This window comes from Roseateles amylovorans (genome assembly GCF_025398155.2).
GTDB classification, from domain to species: Bacteria; Pseudomonadota; Gammaproteobacteria; order Burkholderiales; family Burkholderiaceae_C; genus Roseateles; species Roseateles amylovorans.
The window spans coordinates 5,553,124-5,573,308 of the sequence record NZ_CP104562.2 but is presented as its reverse complement, the minus strand read 5'-3'; the positions used below and the strand labels follow the sequence as shown (position 1 = coordinate 5,573,308).

The following is a 20,185-nucleotide window of genomic DNA, read 5'->3' as shown; positions in this document are numbered from 1 at the left end:
CGAGACTGACCATGACTCCCCTGCTCAGCCCGTCGTCGGGCTTCTTCATCACCGGCACCGACACCGAGATCGGCAAGACCAGCATCACCGCCGGCCTGACCCATGCCTTCCAGCAACTCGGCCGGCGTGTGGCGCCGATCAAGTCGTTGGCGGCCGGACAAGTCCAGCTGGCCGATGGCCGCTGGGTGAACGACGACGTCGCCCAATTGCACGCCGCCCAGAAACTGGGCCTGACCGTCGATGAAGTCGGGCCCTTGCAGTTCCGCGAACCCTGCGCGCCTCACATCGCCGCACGGCTGGAGGGACGCTCGATCGACCGCGACGCGTTGCTGGCCGCCATCCGGGCCACCGCGGGCAAGGCCGACGTCACGCTGGTCGAAGGCGTCGGCGGTTTCCGCGTGCCGATCACCGCGCAGTGGGACACCGCCGATCTCGCGGTCGATCTGGGCCTGCCGGTGGTGCTGGTCGTCGGCCTGCGGCTGGGATGCATCAACCATGCGCTGCTGACGGTCGAAGCCGTGCTGGCCCGTGGATTGACGCTCGCCGGCTGGGTAGCGAACACCGCCGACCCCCACCAGCCCCATGTGGCGGACAATCTGAGCGCCTTGCGCGCGCGCATCGACGATGCCGTCGGCGCACCTTGCTGGGGCCATGTGCCCCGGCTCCCCGATCCCTCTCCCGCGGCCGTGGCCGCGCACCTGCAGCAGCAAGCGCTGCTGAATGCCTTGAAGGCCTTGAAAGCATGACGATGAAGCAGACCGTCAACCAGATCCAGACGCTGACGCCCACCACCGACGAGCAGCGTCGCAACGCCAAGCCGTGGACCGTGAACGAGATCGCCGCGCTGTTCGAGCTGCCGTTCAACGACCTGCTGTTCCGTGCCCAACAGGTGCACCGCGAGCATTTCGATCCGAACGCGGTGCAACTGTCCACCCTGCTGTCGATCAAGACCGGCGGCTGCGAGGAGGACTGCAAGTACTGCCCGCAGTCGGCCCACTTCGACACCGGCCTGAAAGCCGAAAAGCTGATCCCGCTGGAAGAAGTGATGGAAGCCGCCCGCGCCGCCAAGGCCAACGGCGCGACCCGCTTCTGCATGGGCGCGGCCTGGCGCTCGCCGAAGGAGCGTCATCTGGAGGCCATCGGCGAGATGATCACCGAGGTCAAGGCCCTGGGCCTGGAGACCTGTCTGACCGCGGGCATGCTGGGTGACGGCCAGGCCGAACAGCTGCGTGAAGCCGGGCTGGACTACTACAACCACAACCTCGACACCTCGCCCGAGTTCTACGGCCAGATCATCACCACCCGCACCTACCAGGATCGGCTGGATACCCTGGACCGGGTGCGCGGCGTCGGCCTGAAGGTGTGCTCCGGCGGGATCGTCGGCATGGGCGAAACCCGTCGCCAGCGTGCCGGCCTGATCGCGCAACTCGCCAACCTGGATCCCTATCCGGAGTCGGTGCCCATCAACAACCTGGTGCAGGTCGAGGGCACCCCGTTGGCCGGCACCGAAGCGCTGGATCCGTTCGAGTTCATCCGCACCATCGCGGTGGCCCGGATCACCATGCCGCGCGCCATGGTGCGCTTGTCCGCCGGTCGCGAGGAAATGCCCGAGACCATGCAGTCGCTGTGCTTCCTGGCCGGCGCCAACAGCATGTTCTACGGCGACAAGCTGCTGACCACCAGCAACCCGCAGGCCGAGAAGGACCGCAAGCTGATCGATCGCCTGGGCATGCATTGCGCCACCGAGGCCGAATTGAGCGGCCAGGCGCAGGCCGAGGCGGCGGAGTCCTGCGGCCATCGGCACTGAGCCGGACGGAGCCGCGCGCAGTCGCTCGCAGCCGCGCTGAGTCTCAGGGAGGCTGAGGGCAGCTGATTGCGGAGGTTTGCGGCTCATTGCGGCTCATTGCGTCGAACCGAGGCCCACTGATCCGCGGTGAGGGCGTCTGATGTCGCCGTCACCGCCTCCAGCCCACAAAAAAACCTGCTGGAGCGTCCAGCGCCCGCGGCCATAAGCGGCGGGCGTCCGGAAACGAATCTTGAGGAGACAACCGTGTTCAAGAAGATCCTGATCGCCAACCGTGGCGAGATTGCCTGCCGTGTGGCGGCCACCGCCAAGCGCCTGGGCGTGAAGACCGTGGCGGTGTATTCCGATGCCGATGCGCAGGCGCGGCATGTGCAGGCCTGCGATGAGGCGGTGCGCATCGGCGGCCCGGCCCCGCGGGACAGCTACCTGCAATGGCAGCGCATTCTGGAGGCCGCCCAGGCCACCGGCGCGCAGGCGGTCCATCCCGGCTACGGCTTCCTCAGCGAAAACGAGGAATTCGCCCAGGCGTGCGCGGAGGCGGGCCTGGTGTTCATCGGCCCGCCGCCGTCGGCCATCCAGGCCATGGGGCTGAAGGCCGAATCCAAACGCTTGATGGGCCAGGCCGGCGTGCCGCTGGTGCCGGGCTATCACGGCGTCGATCAGGATCCGGCGTTGCTGCGTCGCGAGGCCCAGCGCATCGGCTATCCGGTGCTGATCAAGGCCAGCGCCGGTGGCGGCGGCAAGGGCATGCGCGCGGTGCAGTCGGATGACGAGTTCGACGCTGCGCTGGCGTCCTGCAAGCGCGAAGCGATCAACAGCTTCGGCGATGACGCGGTGTTGATCGAACGTTATGTGCAGCGGCCGCGCCATATCGAGATCCAGGTCTTCGGCGACAGCCACGGCGATTGCGTCTACCTGTTCGAACGCGACTGCTCGGTGCAGCGGCGTCATCAGAAGGTGCTGGAAGAAGCCCCGGCGCCGGGCATGACCGCCGAGCGCCGCGCCGAGATGGGCGCAGCCGCCGTGGCGGCGGCCAAGGCGGTGGGTTATCAGGGCGCCGGTACGGTGGAGTTCATCGCGGAGCAGGACGGACGGTTCTACTTCATGGAGATGAACACCCGGCTGCAGGTCGAGCATCCGGTCACCGAGGCCATCACCGGTCTGGACCTGGTGGAATGGCAACTGCGGGTGGCGGCTGGCGAGCCGCTGCCGCTGAAGCAGCATGAGCTGCGCATGACCGGTCATGCGATCGAAGCCCGGATCTGCGCTGAGAACCCGGAGGCCGGATTCCTGCCGGCGACCGGCCGGCTGGCGGTGGCCCGCTGGCCGTCCCATGCGAGCTTCCGCACGGCGGAGGTGCGGATCGATTCTGGCGTGGGCGAGGGCGATGAGATCAGCCCGTTCTACGACTCGATGATCGCCAAGCTGATCGTCTGGGGCGAGACCCGCGAGCAGGCGTTGGCCCGGCTGGACGCTGCGCTGCGCGACACCCACATCGTCGGTCTGCAGACCAATGTGGCCTTCCTGCGCCGCTGTGCCGCGACCGCGTCCTTCACCCTGGCCGATCTGGACACCGCGCTGATCGAGCGCGAGAAGGCCGCGCTGTTCGGCCAGCCGGGTCTGCCCCTGGCCGAGGCGGCCGCCGCCGTGGTCGCTCACACCCTGGCGGCCGAAGCGCTGACCGAGTCCACCGACCCCTGGAGCCGACGCGACGGCTGGCGCCTGTTCGGCGCCGCCCAGCGACGCTTCGAGCTGGAGGTGGACGGCGAGCACCACCAGGTGCTGCTGGCGCGCCATCACCAGGGCAGCCTGTCGTTGACGGTGCAGGGCCGCACCTGGCCGCTGGCGCTGAGCACCGAGGGGCGCGACACCCATGAGCTGTTTCTGGACGATCGTCGCCTCCGGGTGCGGACCTACAAGGTCGGCGAACAGGTGGCGGTCTTCGGTGCCGAGGGCTCGGCGCTGGTGACCGAGGTGGACGTGATTGCCCATGCCGGCGAAGGCGGCGCGGAGACGGGTCGTCTGACCGCGCCGATGCCGGGCAAGCTGGTCGCCTTCCTGGCGCAGGCCGGCGAGAGCGTCGCCAAGGGACAGCCGCTGGCCGTCATGGAGGCGATGAAGATGGAGCACACCATCACTGCGCCACGGGATGGTGTCGTGGCGGAACTGCTGTTTGCGGTCGGCGATCAGGTCGGCGATGGCGCCGAACTGCTGCGCATGGCCTGAATCCACCGGAGCGCTGAGATGACTTCACTCCCCACCCATGTGACGCTGGTCGATGTCGGCCCGCGCGACGGTCTTCAGAACGAGAAGGAACTGGTCAGCACCGCGGACAAGGCCAGCCTCGTGACGCGCCTGCAGGACGCAGGCCTGAAGGAGATCGAGGTCACCAGCTTCGTCTCGCCGAAGTGGGTGCCGCAGATGGCGGACAACACGGCGGTGATGGCGGCGATCGAGCGTCGTCCCGGGGTGCGCCACAGCGTGCTGGTGCCCAACATGAAGGGCCTGGAGGGTGCGCTGCCGACGCGTCCGGACGAGGTGGTGGTCTTCGCGGCGGCTTCCGAGGCCTTCTCGCAGAAGAACATCAACTGTTCCATCGAGGAAAGCATCGAGCGCTTCGCCCCGGTGGTGGCGGCGGCGCACGAGGCCGGCCTGAAGGTGCGCGGCGCGCTCTCCTGTGCGGTGGGCTGCCCGTATCAGGGCGAGGTGTCGGCGGACGAGGTGGAGCGGGTGGTGCGTCTGCTCAAGGCCATCGGCGTCGATCACCTCGGTGTGGCCGACACCATCGGCGTCGGCACGCCGCGCCAGGTCCAGGCGGCGATGGCGCGGGCGCTGAAGCACTATCCGCTGGTTGAGGTCAGCGGCCACTTCCACGACACCTATGGCCAGGCGCTGACCAACATCTACGCCTGTCTGGAAATGGGCATCCACACCTTCGACGCGAGTGTGGCCGGCCTGGGCGGCTGCCCGTATGCCAAGGGCGCCACCGGCAATGTGGCGACCGAGGACGTGGTGTTCATGCTCAACGGCCTGGGCATCGAGACCGGCATCGACCTGGATCGCCTGGTGGATGCCGGGGCGTTCATCGCCGACGTGCTGGGCCGCCCGCCCGCCTCGCGGGTGGCGCGAGCGGTGTTGGCCAAGCGCAAGGGCTGAGCGGATTCAACCCCGCACCCGCTCCACAAACCACCACAGGTGCCCCTCCAGGTCCAGCGCACCGTAGCTCTTGTCGGCCCAGTAGCCGGCGCCGTAGTCCTCGACCTTGGGCTCATGGACGATCCTGGCGCCGGCCTGGCGGGCCCGTTGGCAATGGGCGTCCGCATCGTCGACATAGATCATCACGCTCTGGGTGTTGGCGCCGCCCAGGGCCTGCGGGCTGCGCAGCGGGACGCCAAAGCGCTGGGGTCGACCCTCACCGCCCTCGCTCACCATGACCAGCGCCTCACCGAACACCAACTGGCTGTGGGCGATGTCGCCGTGCTCGCCGTCCACCCGCAATTGCACCTCGAAGCCGAAGGCCTCGCACAGCCATGGAATCGCCAGGGCCGCGCGGTTGTAGAAGATGGCGCTGGACAGTCGGGGCCAACCGGCCGGTGGGGGCTTCATCGAAAGTCTCCTTGATCCAAGGGCCACAACGGCGCGGTCGGCCAGCGATCACCGCGCCCACGGGAGCAACCCGTTCGCCGCAATCGACCTGATCGACCCGACCGGCCGGATCGACCTGATCCACCTTCCCGTTGTCGGGCGCCGAGGTCGACTGTTCAGCATAGGCGCGGGCCGACGCGCTCACAAGCCGACGCCCCCCGATTCAGGCGGCGCTGCGGTCAGCGCCTTTGAGTGAACCGTCTACCCGCGATCGGAACATCGCGGCCCGCTCCGCGTCGGCATGTTCCTCGATGCGCTCGCAGCACAGCTCGACCCATTCCATGAACCGGCTTTCGGTGTCGACATCCCGCGCGCGGTTGCGCAGATCCGCCTCGCGACCGGCCAGCATGCGGGTCACCAGGTCCAGGGCAAAGAACTTGGCGGCGACCAGCTTGCGGGCCCGCTCCTGGGCGTTCTGGCGCTCCTGTGTCAGCCGCCGGGGATCGGGCGGCGGCGCCGGCAGGTCGACCAGGCCCTGGTCGATCAGCGCGCGCAACCCATCCTGCCCCAGGCCCAGCCCCTGGCCGAGGCGGCGGAGTTCGGCGGCGTCGCGCTTGCCGTCCACGGTGATCAGCAGCGCGCGCAGGGCCGGCGGCAGTTGACGCAGGCCCTGGGTGAGCATCTGTCTGGCGAGTTCGGTCTTGTGGGGGACTTGCATGGCCTGCGCATGTTGGTCATTGGTCATTGACGCTTGATGACAGGACGGTGTCGCCTTCCCGAACTGCGCATTGCGGCACGACGCAACGGTGAACACAATCGGCCCCTACCGAACCTCAACCCAATGAGGCAGGCCGCTGGACGGCATTCACAGGGAGGGCATTCATGGACAAGCTGGTCATCCTTCATCGCGGCGCGCTCCGCGACAAATACGGCAGCGCCGGGCTCCAGAAGATCGAGGCCGCGCTGCGCCAGCTGATCACCGCGGACAAGCGACGGGGCGTAGACACCACGCTGGTGCCGATCGACCTGGCATCGACGATGAAGCCCTACGGCGTCGCCGCGGTGCCGCCACGGGCCGACGCACGGGCATTGAAGGTCGCCATCGATGCGCTGGTGCAGGCGCGGGCGCCGCACTATTTGCTGCTGCTGGGCGGCCCCGACCTGCTGCCGATGGTGCCGCTGCGCAATCCGGCCCACGGCGGCGAGCTCGGTGATGAGGACAAGGTCGTGCCCAGCGATCTTCCCTATGCCTGCGAGGCGGCCTACAGCCTCGATCCCAACCGCTTCCTCGGCCCGACCCGGGTGGTGGGCCGCCTGCCCGATCTGCCGGGTGCGACGAAACCGGACCTGCTGCTGCAACTGATCCGGGCCTCTGCCCGCGCCAAGCCCTTGCCGCGCGAGGCCTACCTGGACAGCTTCGGGCTGTCCGCCGAGGTCTGGCAGGCCTCGACCCGACTCAGCCTGACCAACACCTTCGGCCATGCGGACCAGCTCCGGCTGTCGCCGCCGGACGGTCCGCGCTGGACGAAGGCGGATCTCGCGCCGCGCATGCACTTCATCAACTGTCACGGCATGGAGGACATGCCCGAGTTCTACGGCCAGCGCGACGAGGACTATCCGGTGGCCCATCGGTCCGCGCTGCTGCACGACCGCATCACCGCAGGCACGGTGGTGGCCGCGGAATGCTGCTACGGGGCGCAGCTGTTCGATCCGGCGCTGGCGGACGGCCAATGGCCCATCGCGCTGCGCTATCTGGCCGATGGCGCGACCGGCTTTCTCGGCAGCACCACGGTGGCCTACGGGCCGAGCGAGGGCAATGGATCGGCCGATCTGCTGTGCCAGTATTTCCTGCAGCGGGTCCTGGCGGGCGCCTCGATGGGGCGTGCCTTGCTGGAAGCCCGTCAAAAGTTCGCCGGTGAGCGCACCCATCTGGACCCGATGGACCTGAAAACACTGGGCCAGTTCTATCTGCTGGGCGATCCGTCCTTGCAGCCGGTGGGCGTGACCGGCCATGCCCTGAGCAAGACGGCGGCCTTCCGCAAGGCGTTCGCGGCGGTGCAGGATCGCGGCGTGCGGGGCCTGCGTCGCGAGCGCCTGATCCGCGAGGGCCAGAACCTGGCACGCTCCTTGCCCCGTCTGAAGCCCAGCGAGGCGCCGCCCGCCAAGGCGGTCCTCGATGCCATCCTGCCGATGCTGCGCGAATCCGGCCTGAAGCTGGCGGCGTGCAGCCGCATCAGTTACCTGATCGTCGGTGCGCCGGACGATCGGCGGGTGCATGTCTACAAAGGATGGGTCGATCGGCAGTTGCTGGCGCTGATCGCCACCGAACAGGAGGGACGACTTTTGCATGTGAGGCGCATGCATGCACGATGAATCTGATCAGGGCAGCACGCCCGGCGCTGCGGCAGGCGGTGCGGCAGGCAACAGCCCGCCGGACACACCCGGCGCGAGCCCGACCGACGCCGCAGGCACCGGGGAAGCCCAATGCCTGACCGGCCGGCTGGAACGGGCGAAGGTGGACATCGGCTCCAAGAGTGAGCGGATGGCCCTTCGCCTGGCACTGGGCGAGGGCCGCTGGGTGGTGTTGCGGCGTGCCGGCCAATCGCCCTATCAAGACCTGGAACTCGAATCCCTTCAGGGACAGGTCTTGCGGGTGGAGGGTCGGATGCGCGGCAGTTATTTCCTGGTTCAGCACTTCCAGGTGACGGACGACGCACCGCCCCAGGCCTGATCAGAGGCATCGGTCCAACCCGAGATGACCGCGCGTGACGGTCGGGAACCACGCAGGACTTGCCCCCGATTGCACGACAGACGTACAACCACCATCATCCACCCACCGACGAACAGGAGAAATCCGATGGCCAAGACCCCTTCCGACCGCTTGCTGGCTGACCTGCATCAGGTCGTGACCGATGCCGAATCGCTGCTTCGCGCCACGGCGGACCAGACCAGTGCCGGCGCGTCCGAACTGCGTGCCCGTGTTCAGTCCACGCTGGACCGCGCCAAGCACAGCCTGGGTGAATTCCAGAGCGCCGCCGTGGAGCGCGCCAAGGCCGCCAGCAAGGCCACCGATGAGTATGTGCATGACAACCCCTGGCAGTCCATCGGCGTTGCTGCCGGTGTCGGCCTGCTGCTGGGCCTGCTGATCAGCGGCGGACGTCGCTGAGCGGCCACCCGATCACCCCGTGCGTCGGGGTGATCACTCGGCGCTGATGGCCTTGGCCTGAGGCGCCGTATCCACCTCCGTGGACGATGCGCATGGCGCCCCGGCGATCGCGCCGGCGGCCGCGGTGACCGCTGCCGGCACTTGGGTGGCAGGCACCGCGTTGCCGGCCGTCTCCGGCATGGACGCCGTCGCCGGTGCGGTCGCGCCGGTGTCCGGCCCGGGCAGGCGCTCGGCCTGTCCGTGCTGCCACGCATGGGGCATGCGCAGCCATCGTTCCAGGTCTTCCGCGGGCATCGGGCGGGCGAACAGCCAGCCCTGTCCCTCATGGCAGCCCAGCGCCAGCAAATGCTGCCGCTGCTCTTCCGTTTCAATGCCTTCGGCGACCACCCGCATGCCCAGGCTGCGGCCCAGGTTCACCACCAGCTGGGCGATGGTGGCGCCGGCCGCTGAACTTTGGGCCTCGCTCACAAAGACGCGGTCGATCTTGAGCCGCTCCACGTCCAGACGACGCAACTGGCTCAGCGATGAGAACCCGGTGCCGAAGTCATCGATCGCGACCGTCGCCCCGGTGCTGCGGATTTCCTCCAGCACGCGCAGGACCGCCGAGACCTCTTCCATCGCCATCGATTCGGTGATCTCCAGCTCCAACAGGTCGCCGGGCACTTCGGCATCGGCCAGGGCCTGACGCAGCGTGTCGATGAATGCGGGTTGGCGAAATTGCGCCAGCGAAATGTTCACCGCGATGCGGAAGTCGGCGAAGCCGCTGTCGCGCAGCTGACGGATCTGGTAGCAGGCGGTCCGCAGCACGAATTCGCCGATCGGCACGATCAGCCCGGATTGCTCGGCCAGCGGGATGAACTGGTCGGGCGGGACGAAATTGCCTTCGGAGGTGCGCCAGCGCAGCAAGGCTTCCGCCCCGATCACCCGTTCGGTGATCAGGTCCACCTGCGGTTGATAGACGACGAACAGACGACGCTCTTCAAAGCTGGCGCGCAGCCCCTTGAGCAGCTTGAAGCGCTCCCGGGCGTCGATGCCCATTTCGGAAGAGAAATACTGCGACGCACCGCGGTGCTGCGACTTGGCCCGCTTGAGCGCGATCTGCGCATCAAGCAACAGTTCCGAGCCGAGCATGCGGGACTGAGCCAATCGCACCAGGCCGGTGGTGGCCGAGAGCTGCAGCCGTTCGCCGTCGACGGTGAAGGGATCGGTGAACAGCTGCGCAATGCGTTCGCCGTTGACCAGTTCATCCGGTCCCAGCAGGCCGAAGGCATTGGACGAGATCCGCGCCATCGCCGTGTTGAAGCCCAGTTGCTGCGCCAGTCGCTGGGCGACCGCCTGCAGCACCTGATCGCCGAAGCGGTGACCGAAGGCATCGTTCACATCGGCAAAGTCGTCCAGGTCGATCAGCGCCAGGGTGATGCCGTCAGGCGACTTGAGGTTCTGTTCGAGCAGCTCGATGAAGCGGGTGCGGTTGGGCAGCGGCAGCAGCGGGTCGTTGTAGGCCTGGTCGCTGAGCTGGCTGTAGAGGAAGACGTTTTCCAGACCCACCGAGATGTTGGAGCAGAAGGCCCGCAGCAGTTGGTGGTCCAGCTCGTCCAGCCCGCGCTGGGCTTCCACCAGCGCGGCCATCGCCCGTCCGCTGGGCAGGCCGAAGAACAGCACCGTGCGGCCGTCTTCATATTGGGTTTCCCGGCGCAGCAGGCAGCGGGCCAGCAGGTCACGCACCGGCGGGACCGGTACGGCCCCGAGCGTCTGGTTGAGCAATGAGCTGTACTGCCCGGCCGCCGCAACGATGCGCGACTGGCCGCTGGTGTCTCTCGGTCCCTGCACGCAGACCAGACCTTCTGGCAAGGTGCCCAGCAGCGTACACAGCTGTCGAAGCACGCCTTCGGCGAAGCGGTTCAGTCCGTGCTGACGACCCAGCTCGGTGCTGGCCTCGACGATCATCTGCAAGCCCTGGCGGTTGGCCTCCAGCGCGCGGATCTGCCGATAGGAGCGGATCGCGGCGGTCAGCACCGTATAGAGCCGGGTGCGGGTGAGTTCCGACTTGGTCTTGTAGTCGTTGATGTCGTAGGCCTGGACCGTCTCGATCTCCGGCGCATAGCCGGGCTGTCCGGTCCGCAGCACGATGCGCACGGCGCGTTGCTGCAGTTCGTCGCGGATGTGCCGCACCAGTTGCAGGCCGGCATCTTCGGATTCCATCACCACATCCAGCAGGACGACGGCGATGTCGGATTGCTCTGCCAGTTGGCGACGGGCCTCGGCCGCCGACTTGGCATGCAGGAAGAGCAGTGGCTGCCCCTCTACCAGCAGGCCTTGCATCGCGAGTTCGGTGGCGCGGTGGACGTCGGTGTCGTCGTCGACGATCAGCACCCGCCACGGGCGGTGCAGGTCCGCCGAAGCGGCTGCCGCCGCCGGATCGGGATCCTCGAGGAAGTGCAGCAAGTCGTCGTCCGCGACGTCGGGGACGACGTCGGGATGCGGCGTTTGCTGGCGATCGGACATGGACGGACCTTGCGTGTGTCGGCGGCGTATCCATGCGCAACCAGACGTTACGCTGCACTGTAGCCCAAGGGGTCGCGCGGGGGCAGTCGGAACGGCTTTGTTTCCCGCGTTTCAGTGGTAGCGTTCACGAGACGGAGCGAGAGACGAGGAGAACTTCACATGAATTCGCAGGATTTGGGCCTGGCCGATCGGCTCCGGCGTGTCGTCGAACGAACGCTGGAATTGGCCCGGGTGCGCCTGGAATTGCTGGGCGTGGAGCTGCAGGCGGAGCTGCTGCGGCTGTTCGCCGCCTTGACCGGGCTGCTGCTGGCCCTGCTGCTGGGCGCCACGGCGTTGCTGATGCTGTTGTTTGCCGCACTGATGTGGGTACCGGACGCGTGGCGCGCACCGCTGGGTCTGGGGCTGGGCGTGCTGTGCCTGCTCGCGGCCTTGCTCAGCTGGCGCTGGGCGCGCCAGCAGCTCTCGCAAGGCATGCCGTTCGCTGCCAGCGTGGCCGAGCTGAACCGCGACCGTCGGGCGCTCGACAGCGAATGGGGTGCCCGCTGATGTGGCGCGAAGCTCAACAGCGGCTGAGGTTGCGGCAGCTCGAGCTGCAACTGCGCAGCGCCGAATTGCGGCTGGGCGTGGCGAGTGATGTCCGCGCCTTGAAGGAACCGATGCACTGGGCCGAGCGCGGCTATTCGATCTGGCAACTGCTGCGAAGCCTGCCGCGCGGTTGGCACGCCGCCGGCGCGCTGGGCGGGCTCAGCGGGCTGGTCGGGTTGCTGATGATGTTCCGGCGGCCGGGCCGCCTGGCCCGGTGGTGGGCGTGGCTGAGCCTGGGGCGGCGGATCTGGCGCTGGATGCGTCCGGCGTCCCGCCCGACCGGGAAGGGCAGCGAAGCGTCCGGGCCGTCTCCCTCGCCCTGACGGGCTCCTGCTCGCCCGTGCTTGATCCCACCTGGGGATCGACGATCGAATCGGGATGGACGCTTGACCGTGGAGCGATCGCCGGCTGACCGCTGCAGGACCACCCGTCGGCGCTTCAGCGCGGCGACGGGCGGCTGACCGTCACCGGCGGCCGCGTTTGGCGGCCGACCTCGGACCCACCGTGGCGGCGCTGCCCGAGGCCGTGTTGGGACGGGCCGGGCGTGCCGAGGTGCCGCGCGACGCGCTGGTCGACCCTGAGGACGACCCGCCGCCAGCGGCCGACCGCACGCCCGCGCCCGAGGGGCGCTGCGGCGCGCGGGCCGCGCCGGTTTCCCGAGGCGGCAAGCCGGTGTGCTGAGTCAGGATCTGACCGGCGCGCGGCTTGTTCGGCGCCGTCTTCGTGCCGGCTTCGGTCGAGTTCTTGCGCCGCGCCGATTGATAGGTGCCGTCGGTCGTCGGCTGGAAGGTCGGGATCAGGTGGTGCTTGCCGTTGCCGATCAGGTCGGCGCGGCCCATGTCCTTGAGCGCTTCGCGCAGCAGCGGCCAGTTGTTGGGATCGTGATAGCGCAGGAAGGCCTTGTGCAGGCGGCGACGGCGCTCGCCCTTGACGATGTCCACCGCCTCGCTGTCGCGGGTCACCTTCTTCAGCGGGTTCTTGCCGGAGTGGTACATCGCGGTCGCGGTCGCCATCGGGCTGGGATAGAAGGTCTGCACCTGGTCGGCCCGGAAGCCGTTGCGCTTGAGCCAGAGCGCCAGGTTCATCATGTCCTCGTCCGCGGTGCCCGGATGCGCGGCGATGAAGTAAGGGATCAGGTACTGCTTCTTGCCGGCGGCGGCGCTGGCCTGCTCGAACAGCTGCTTGAACCGGTCGTAGGTGCCGATGCCCGGTTTCATCATCTTGGACAGCGGGCCGCCCTCGGTGTGCTCCGGCGCAATCTTCAGATAGCCGCCCACATGGTGGGTCACCAGCTCCTGGATGTATTCCGGCGATTCGATCGCCAGGTCATAGCGCAGGCCCGAGCCGATCAGGATCTTCTTGACGCCGCGCAGCGCGCGGGCGCGCCGGTACAGCTTGATCAGCGGACCGTGGTCGGTGTGCAGGTTGGGGCAGATGCCGGGATAGACGCAGCTGGGCTTGCGGCAGGCGGCCTCGATTTCCGGGCTCTTGCAGCCGATGTGCCACATGTTGGCAGTGGGTCCGCCCAGGTCCGAGATGATGCCGGTGAAGCCCTTGACCTTGTCGCGGATGTCCTCAATCTCGCGGATGACCGAATCCTCGCTGCGGCTCTGGATCACCCGGCCCTCATGCTCGGTGATCGAGCAGAAGGTGCAGCCGCCGAAGCAGCCGCGCATGATGTTCACCGAGAACCGGATCATTTCCCACGCGGGTATCTTGGTGCTGTGGTCGTGGCTGCCGTCCTTGTCCGCATAGATGGGATGCGGGCTGCGGGCATAGGGCAGGTCGAAGACATGGTCCATCTCCGACGTCGACAGCGGAATCGGCGGCGGATTGAGCCAGACGTCCCGGTCCACGCCGCCGGAGGAGTGCCGTTGCACCAGCGCGCGCGCATTGCCCGGATTGGTCTCCAGGTGCAGCACGCGGTTGGCATGGGCGTAGAGCACCGGGTCGCTGCGGACCTGCTCGAAGGCCGGCAGCCGGATGACGGTGCGGTCGCGCGGGGTGGTCAGCGCACGGCCATCGCCACCGGTGCGGGCCATGGTCTTGCGGATGATCTGGATCGGCTTGACCACCGGCATGCCAGGTTCGGCGGGGGTGACGGCCGCGCCGGCCGCCTCGCCCTGCTGCTTGGCGCAGTCGGTGCCCTGGTCGGCGGCGGCCTCCTCGGTGGTCATGTAAGGGCTGAGCAGCGCATCGACCTTGCCGGGCGCGTCGACATCGGTGGAGTCGATCTCGAACCAGCCGTCCAGCGACGCGTCATCCGGGCGCCGCATGAAGGCGGTGCCGCGCACGTCGGTGATGGATTCGATTGGCTTTTTCTGTGCGAGCCGATGGGCGATCTCGATGATTGCGCGCTCGGCGTTGCCGTAGACCAGCAGGTCGGCCTTCGAGTCCACCAGGATCGACCGACGGACCTTGTCCTGCCAGTAGTCGTAGTGGGCGATGCGCCGCAGCGACGCCTCGATGCCGCCGATGATCACCGGCACGTCCTTGAAGGCTTCCTTGCAGCGCTGGGTGTAGACCAGCGTGGCCCGGTCCGGACGCTTGCCCGCTTCGCCGCCCGGCGTGTAGGCGTCGTCGGAGCGGATTTTTCGATCAGCCGTGTAATGGTTGATCATCGAATCCATGTTGCCGGCCGCCACGCCGAAGAACAGGTTGGGCTTGCCCAGGGCCTGGAAGGCCTCCGCCGATTGCCAATCCGGCTGCGCAATGATGCCGACGCGGAATCCCTGGGCCTCCAGTGTGCGGCCGATCACCGCCATGCCGAAGCTGGGATGGTCCACATAGGCGTCGCCGCTGACGATGATGATGTCGCAGCTGTCCCAGCCCAGCTGGATCATCTCGGCCCGGCTCATCGGCAGGAACGGCGCGGGGCCGAAACGCTTCGCCCAGAACGGACGGTAGGCGGTCAGCGTCTTCTGGCCGATCTTCTTCAGATCGGCGGTCGGACGGGTCGGCGGTGGGGAAGTGGAGACGGACACGGCGGCGGCTGAGGCGTGGGCAACCGGGTATTGTCGCCGCAGCATCCCTTCTAGCCCAGCAGCGCCCTGCTAATCCAGGGGCTTTCCACCGGTTATGTGCTTATTCCTCGGGATGGACGGCGTCGGGGAGGCCGGTGTGGGCGACGCTGTCGGTCTTCGACGGCTTGGTGGCTTCGCAGATCGCCTGCCGGCCCAGGGTGCGGCGCTCGGCGTCGGTCAGCGGGGCGAAGCGGTTGGTGACCGGGTGGGCCAGGCTGGACAGGAAGTGCTCCAGGCGATGCTGGCCGACGTCGATCAGGTCGAAGGCGTCCGGATCCAGGATCCAGTGATGCAGCAAGCCGCCCACCAGCGCCATCAGGCCGACGGCCGCTTCCTGGGTGTCCAGCCCGTCGGGCAGTTGCTTCAGGCTGATCGCGCGTTCGAAGGCTTCCCGGTTGTGGGCGGTCCATTCCCGGTGGGCGGCCACCTTGCGGTCGCGGATGGTGGCCATCTCCCCCACGAACTCCACCCGCAGGTTGGCGATCTCGAAGGCGCGGCGGGTGCGGGCGTTGTGGACGGTGCAGTGGAAGACATTCATCAGCCCCAGCCGCAGGTCCTCCAGCGGCCGGTCCGGCGACGGCGAGGTGGCGGCCTCGATGCCTTCCTCCAGCGGCATGGTGGCCCGTTCCATCATGGCGTTGAACAGCTGCACCTTGTCTTCGAAGTGCCAGTACACCGCCCCGCGGGTGACCCCGGCGGCCTGGGCGATGTCCTGCAGCGAGGTTCGGGAGACCCCGCGCTCATGAAAGAGCAGCTCCGCTGCATCAAGCAGGCGGCTGCGGGTCTCCTGGGCTTCTTGTTTGGTTCGGCGTGCCATAAGTCAGGAGTTTAGGTGAAGAAACATACATGCACGAATGTATGTATATACTCCGGGCCTTCTCACCTGTTGTTTGCCCCCTCCGACGTCGTTTCCTGATGGATTCGATGTCGATCCGCAAGGCCGCCTGCCGTCGTTGCGGAAGGTCCGTGTCTTGCCGAAGAGGCGCCGTCGCCCCGGGCGAGTCCGTGAAAACACCAAGAATTTCACCCAATCTGTCTTTCGAGAGGAATCCCATCGTGACGTCTTTGCCTCTGTCTCACGAATCGTCGGGGTCGACGCCGCGCCTGAAGGCCGGTGCGCGCATGTTGTATCTGCTGCCCCTGGTGGTGTCGCTGGCAGCGGTGCTGACCGCTTGCAGCAAGGAAGAAAAGGCCGCGGGCGCACCCGGTGGCGGCATGCCGCCGGCCAATGTCGGCGTGGTGACCGTGGGCACCCAGGCGGTGGCGCTGCAAAGCGAGCTGCCGGGCCGTGTGGAAGCGCTGCGCACCGCCCAGGTTCGCGCCCGGGTGAACGGCGTCGTGCTCAAGCGGCTGTTCACCGAAGGCTCGGAAGTGAAGGCCGGCCAGGCGCTGTTCCTGATCGATCCCGCGCCCTACCAGGCTGCCCTGGACAGCGCCAACGCCACCCTGGCCAAGGCCCAGGCCAACCTGGCGCAGGCCTCGGCCCAGGCGGAGCGCAACAAGCCGCTGGCCGATGCCAAGGCGATCAGCCAGCAGGAATACATCACCTCGGTGGCCACCGCCAAGTCGGCCGAGGCCGACGTGGCCGCCGCCAAGGCTTCGGTGGTGCAGGCCAAGCTGAGCCTCGATTACGCCCATGTCTATGCGCCGATCTCCGGCCGCATCGGCCGGGCGCTGGTGACCGAAGGCGCGCTGGTCGGCGCCTCCGACGCCACCCAGCTGGCCCTGATCCAGCAGGTCAGCAGCGTCTATGTGAACTTCACCCAGTCCGCCAACGAGGTGCAGAACATGCGCCGCGCCCTGGCCGCGGGTCAGTTGCGCAGCGCCGGCAGCAATGCCGCGCAGGTCGAGATCGTGCTGGATGACGGCAGTGTCTACGGCCGCCCCGGCAAGCTGTTGTTCACCGACCTGACGGTGGACCCGACCTCCGGCCAGGTGACCCTGCGCGCCGAAGTGCCCAACGGCGACGGCCTGCTGCTGCCCGGCCAGTATGTGCGGGTGCGGGTGGCGCAGGCGGAACTGCCGTCGGCCATCATGCTGCCGCAGCAGGCGGTGACCCGCGGCTCCACCGGTGACACGGTGCTGGTCGTCGGCGCCGACAACAAGCCCGCACCGCGCAAGATCAAGGTCGGCAATGCCATCGGCAACCAATGGGTGGTGCTGGACGGCCTGAAGGCCGGCGAGCGCGTCATCGCCGACGGCTTCCAAAAGATGATGGTCCCCGGCGCCCCGGTCAATCCGGTCCCGTTCTCGCCCGCCAGCGCAGCCTCCGGCGCGGCCCCGGCGGCCTCCGCTGCGGCCAGCCACTGAGCGACTGACGCTCGGGAAGGATCCAAGACATGGCACGTTTCTTCATTGATCGCCCCATCTTTGCGTGGGTGATCGCCCTCTTCATCCTGGTCTTCGGCGGCGTGGCGATCACGCAGTTGCCGATTGCCCAGTACCCGACCGTGGCCCCGCCGTCGCTGTCGATCAACGTCGCCTATCCGGGCGCGTCGGCCAAGACGCTGGACGAGGCGGTGGTTTCCGTCATCGAACAGGAGCTCAACGGCGCCCCCGGACTGGCCTACATGGAGTCCGTCAGCCAGGCCAACGGCACCGGCGCGATCACGGTGACCTTTGAATCGGGCACCAACATCGACCTGGCGCAGGTGGAAGTCCAGAACCGGCTGTCGCGCGCCACGCCCCGCCTGCCGGCGGCGGTGACGCAGCAGGGCGTGCGGGTGGACAAGGCCCGCTCCAACTTCCTGCTGTTCGTGACGATGTCGTCCAAGGACGGCTCGATGGACCCGATCGCGCTGGGCGACTATGCCGCCCGCAACGTCGTGCCGGAAATCCAGCGGATCGCCGGCGTCGGCCAGGCGCAGCTGTTCGGTACCGAGCAGGCCATGCGCATCTGGCTGGATCCGGCCAAGATGCAGTCGTTCAACCTCAGCCCCGCCGAGGTGAATGCCGCGATCACCGCGCAGAACGCGCTGGTGCCCGCGGGCGTGCTGGGCGACCGTCCCAACACCAGCAGCCAGACGATGTCCGCGACCATCGTGGTCAAGGGCCAGCTCGAAAACAAGGAGCAGTTCGGCAACATCGTCCTGCGCGCCAACACCGACGGCTCCACCGTCCGGCTCAAGGACGTGGCCCGCATCGAGCTCGGCGGCCAGAGCTACAGCACCTACGCCCGCCTGAACGGCAAGCCGTCCACCGGCGTGGGCGTGCAGCTCTCGCCGACCGGCAATGCGCTGGGCACCGCCAAGGCCGTCAAGGCCCGGATGGAGGAACTCAAGAAGTTCTTCCCCGCCGGCGTGGAATACAACGTTCCCTACGACTCGTCCAAGTTCGTCAGCATCTCCATCGAGCAGGTGGTCCACACCCTGATCGAGGCCATCGTCCTCGTGTTCCTGGTGATGTTCCTCTTCCTGCAGGACTGGCGCTACACCCTGATCCCCACGCTGGTGGTGCCGGTGGCGCTGCTGGGCACCTTCGGGATCATGTTGGCCCTCGGTTTCTCGATCAACGTGCTGACCCTGTTCGGCATGGTGCTGGCGATCGGTATCCTGGTCGACGATGCGATCGTCGTCGTGGAGAACGTCGAGCGCATCATGAGCGAGGAGGGCCTGTCCCCGCGTGAGGCGACCAAGAAGGCGATGAGCCAGATCTCGGGCGCCATCATCGGCATCACCACGGTGCTGATCGCGGTGTTCATCCCGATGGCCTTCTTCGCCGGCTCGGTGGGCAACATCTACCGCCAGTTCTCGCTGGCGATGGTGGCGTCGATGGCGCTGTCCGCGCTGATGGCGCTGTCGCTGACCCCGGCGCTGTGCGCCACGCTGCTCAAGCCGGTCGACGCCGGTCACCACCATGAGAAGCGCGGCTTCTTCGGCTGGTTCAACCGCGGCTTCTCGCGCACGGCCAAGGGTTACGAAGGCTGGGTCGCGCGACTGCTCAAGCGCAGCGGCTCGATGATGGTCGCCTTCGTGGCGGTGGTGGCGGTAGTCGGCTGGCTGTATGTGCGCATGCCCACCAGCTTCCTGCCCAACGAAGACCAGGGTTACCTGATCGTCAATGTGCAGTTGCCCCCGGGCGCCACGTCCAACCGGACCGAAGCCGCCGTGGCCACCGTCGAGGAATTCCTGCACAAGCAGCCGGAAGTCGCCGACACCATCGGCGTGATCGGTTTCTCGTTCTCCGGCCAGGGCCAGAACGCGGCGCTGATCTTCGTGCCGCTCAAGCCGTGGGACGAGCGCAAGGGCGCCGAGCATTCGGCGTCGGCGGTGGCCGGTCGGGTGATGGGCGCGATGATGATGGGCGTGCGTGACGCGTTCATCTTCCCGCTCTCGCCCCCGCCGATCCAGGAACTGGGCAATGCCACCGGCTTCGCGCTGCGACTGCAGGACCGCGGCGGCCTCGGCCACGAGGCCCTGCTGAATGCACGCAACCAGCTGATGGGCATGGCGTCCAAGAGCAAGCTGATCGCCACCATCCGTCCGGACGGCCTGGAAGATGCGCCGCAGCTGCAGATCGACATCGACCGCGCCAAGGCGCAGGCGCTGGGCGTGGGCTTCGACACCATCGCCCGGGTGCTGGGCACGCAGCTGGGCTCCAGCTATGTGAACGACTTCCCGAGCAGCGGCCGCATGCAGCGTGTCGTGGTGCAGGCGGATGCGGCTCGTCGCTCGACGCCTGAAGACGTGCTCAAGCTTAACGTGACCAACGCCTCGGGCGCCGATGTGCCGGTCTCGGCCTTCGCCACCAGCCGCTGGATCACCGGCCAGATGCAGGCCACCCGCTACAACGGCTATCCCGCGATGCGGCTGGCCGGCGATCCGGCCCCGGGCGCCTCGTCCGGTCAGGCGATGAAGGAACTCGAGAACATGATCTCGCAGCTCCCGCCCGGCATCGGTTTCGAGTGGACCGGCCTGTCGCGCGAAGAGCGGCTGTCGGGATCGCAAGCAGGCATCCTGCTGGCGTTCTCGCTGCTGGCGGTGTTCCTGTGCCTGGCCGCGCTGTATGAGAGCTGGTCGATCCCGCTGTCGGTGATCCTGGTGGTGCCGCTGGGCCTGCTCGGCGCACTGGCCGGCGCGACCCTGCGCGGCATGCCCAATGACGTGTATTTCAAGGTCGGCCTGATCACCATCATCGGCCTGTCGGCGAAGAACGCGATCCTGATCATCGAGTTCGCCAAGGACTTGCAGGCGCAAGGCAAGGGCCTGATCGAGTCGATCCTGGAGGCGGCGCACCTGCGCTTCCGCCCGATCATCATGACCTCGATGGCCTTCATCCTGGGCGTGACCCCGCTGTTCTTTGCCAGCGGCGCCGGTGCGGCCAGCCAGCGCGCGATCGGTACCGGCGTGCTGTCGGGGATGATCACTGCGACGGTGCTGGCGGTCGTGTTCGTGCCGGTGTTCTTCCTGGTGGTGCGTCGTTTCTTCAAGGGCAGCGAACGCCAGCGCAGGATGCATGCGCATGAACTCGAAGGCACGTCTGCCAAGCATGCGGACGGCATCTGATGCGGAGCAATGA

Annotated in this window: 16 protein-coding genes; 11 read left to right on the top strand and 5 right to left on the bottom strand. The window is 67.7% G+C overall.

All coding sequences use genetic code 11. From position 1 onward, the window contains the following. Positions 1-11: 11 nt before the first annotated feature. The 4 genes from bioD to N4261_RS23100 all read left to right on the top strand — a co-directional run bounded on the left by bioD (position 12) and on the right by N4261_RS23100 (position 4,960). Complete coding sequence (gene bioD, locus N4261_RS23115; RefSeq protein ID WP_261757589.1) at positions 12-746, top strand: dethiobiotin synthase; 735 nt, start codon at positions 12-14, stop codon at positions 744-746. Next, the gene (gene bioB / locus N4261_RS23110) at positions 743-1,807 is read left to right on the top strand and encodes a biotin synthase BioB (RefSeq protein WP_435531973.1); all 1,065 of its coding nucleotides are present in this window, start codon (positions 743-745) and stop codon (positions 1,805-1,807) included. Before bioD ends, bioB begins: the two co-directional genes overlap by 4 nt. Positions 1,808-2,050: 243 nt before the next feature. Beyond that, positions 2,051-4,030, top strand: coding sequence for an acetyl/propionyl/methylcrotonyl-CoA carboxylase subunit alpha (locus N4261_RS23105; RefSeq protein ID WP_261757588.1), 1,980 nt, complete (start codon positions 2,051-2,053; stop codon positions 4,028-4,030). 18 nt (positions 4,031-4,048) lie between these two features. After that, a complete protein-coding gene (locus N4261_RS23100; RefSeq protein WP_261757587.1) occupies positions 4,049-4,960 on the top strand; it encodes a hydroxymethylglutaryl-CoA lyase in 912 nt (303 codons plus the stop codon). A 6-nt stretch (positions 4,961-4,966) separates the two neighbouring features. Here the strand turns inward: N4261_RS23100 and N4261_RS23095 are convergent, their stop codons facing one another. Together N4261_RS23095 and N4261_RS23090 are read right to left on the bottom strand one after the other, a co-directional pair. Next, a complete protein-coding gene (locus N4261_RS23095; RefSeq protein ID WP_261757586.1) occupies positions 4,967-5,410 on the bottom strand; it encodes a VOC family protein in 444 nt (147 codons plus the stop codon). A 202-nt stretch (positions 5,411-5,612) separates the two neighbouring features. Further along, a complete protein-coding gene (locus tag N4261_RS23090; RefSeq protein WP_261757585.1) occupies positions 5,613-6,107 on the bottom strand; it encodes a hypothetical protein in 495 nt (164 codons plus the stop codon). A 164-nt stretch (positions 6,108-6,271) separates the two neighbouring features. Between N4261_RS23090 and N4261_RS23085 the strand changes: the two genes are divergently transcribed. From N4261_RS23085 to N4261_RS23075, 3 genes are all read left to right on the top strand, one after another. Further along, on the top strand, positions 6,272-7,762 hold the full coding sequence (locus tag N4261_RS23085; RefSeq protein ID WP_261757584.1) for a C25 family cysteine peptidase: 1,491 nt from the start codon (positions 6,272-6,274) through the stop codon (positions 7,760-7,762). Further along, positions 7,752-8,120: a hypothetical protein gene (locus tag N4261_RS23080; RefSeq protein ID WP_261757583.1), complete on the top strand. Its 369-nt coding sequence runs from the start codon at positions 7,752-7,754 to the stop codon at positions 8,118-8,120. Before N4261_RS23085 ends, N4261_RS23080 begins: the two co-directional genes overlap by 11 nt. A gap of 126 nt (positions 8,121-8,246) precedes the next feature. Further along, positions 8,247-8,555, top strand: coding sequence for an ElaB/YgaM/YqjD family protein (locus tag N4261_RS23075; protein WP_261757582.1), 309 nt, complete (start codon positions 8,247-8,249; stop codon positions 8,553-8,555). A gap of 33 nt (positions 8,556-8,588) precedes the next feature. Here the strand turns inward: N4261_RS23075 and N4261_RS23070 are convergent, their stop codons facing one another. Continuing rightward, positions 8,589-11,060, bottom strand: coding sequence for a putative bifunctional diguanylate cyclase/phosphodiesterase (locus tag N4261_RS23070; protein WP_261757581.1), 2,472 nt, complete (start codon positions 11,058-11,060; stop codon positions 8,589-8,591). Between the two features lie 159 nt (positions 11,061-11,219). On the opposite strand from N4261_RS23070, the gene N4261_RS23065 reads away from it, so the two are divergent. Beyond that, the gene (locus N4261_RS23065; RefSeq protein WP_261757580.1) at positions 11,220-11,606 is read left to right on the top strand and encodes a phage holin family protein; all 387 of its coding nucleotides are present in this window, start codon (positions 11,220-11,222) and stop codon (positions 11,604-11,606) included. Further along, on the top strand, positions 11,606-11,968 hold the full coding sequence (locus N4261_RS23060; protein ID WP_261757579.1) for a hypothetical protein: 363 nt from the start codon (positions 11,606-11,608) through the stop codon (positions 11,966-11,968). Before N4261_RS23065 ends, N4261_RS23060 begins: the two co-directional genes overlap by 1 nt. Before the next feature lie 141 nt (positions 11,969-12,109). Here the strand turns inward: N4261_RS23060 and N4261_RS23055 are convergent, their stop codons facing one another. Both N4261_RS23055 and N4261_RS23050 read right to left on the bottom strand, forming a co-directional pair. Beyond that, a complete protein-coding gene (locus tag N4261_RS23055; RefSeq protein ID WP_261760829.1) occupies positions 12,110-14,503 on the bottom strand; it encodes a YgiQ family radical SAM protein in 2,394 nt (797 codons plus the stop codon). A gap of 226 nt (positions 14,504-14,729) precedes the next feature. Next, entirely contained in the window at positions 14,730-15,485 is a 756-nt protein-coding gene (locus N4261_RS23050) for a TetR family transcriptional regulator (protein WP_261757578.1), read from the bottom strand. 248 nt (positions 15,486-15,733) lie between these two features. Between N4261_RS23050 and N4261_RS23045 the strand changes: the two genes are divergently transcribed. Further along, a complete protein-coding gene (locus tag N4261_RS23045; protein WP_261760828.1) occupies positions 15,734-16,978 on the top strand; it encodes an efflux RND transporter periplasmic adaptor subunit in 1,245 nt (414 codons plus the stop codon). Positions 16,979-17,007: 29 nt separating this feature from the next. Beyond that, a complete protein-coding gene (locus tag N4261_RS23040; RefSeq protein WP_261757577.1) occupies positions 17,008-20,172 on the top strand; it encodes an efflux RND transporter permease subunit in 3,165 nt (1,054 codons plus the stop codon). Positions 20,173-20,185: the final 13 nt, after the last annotated feature.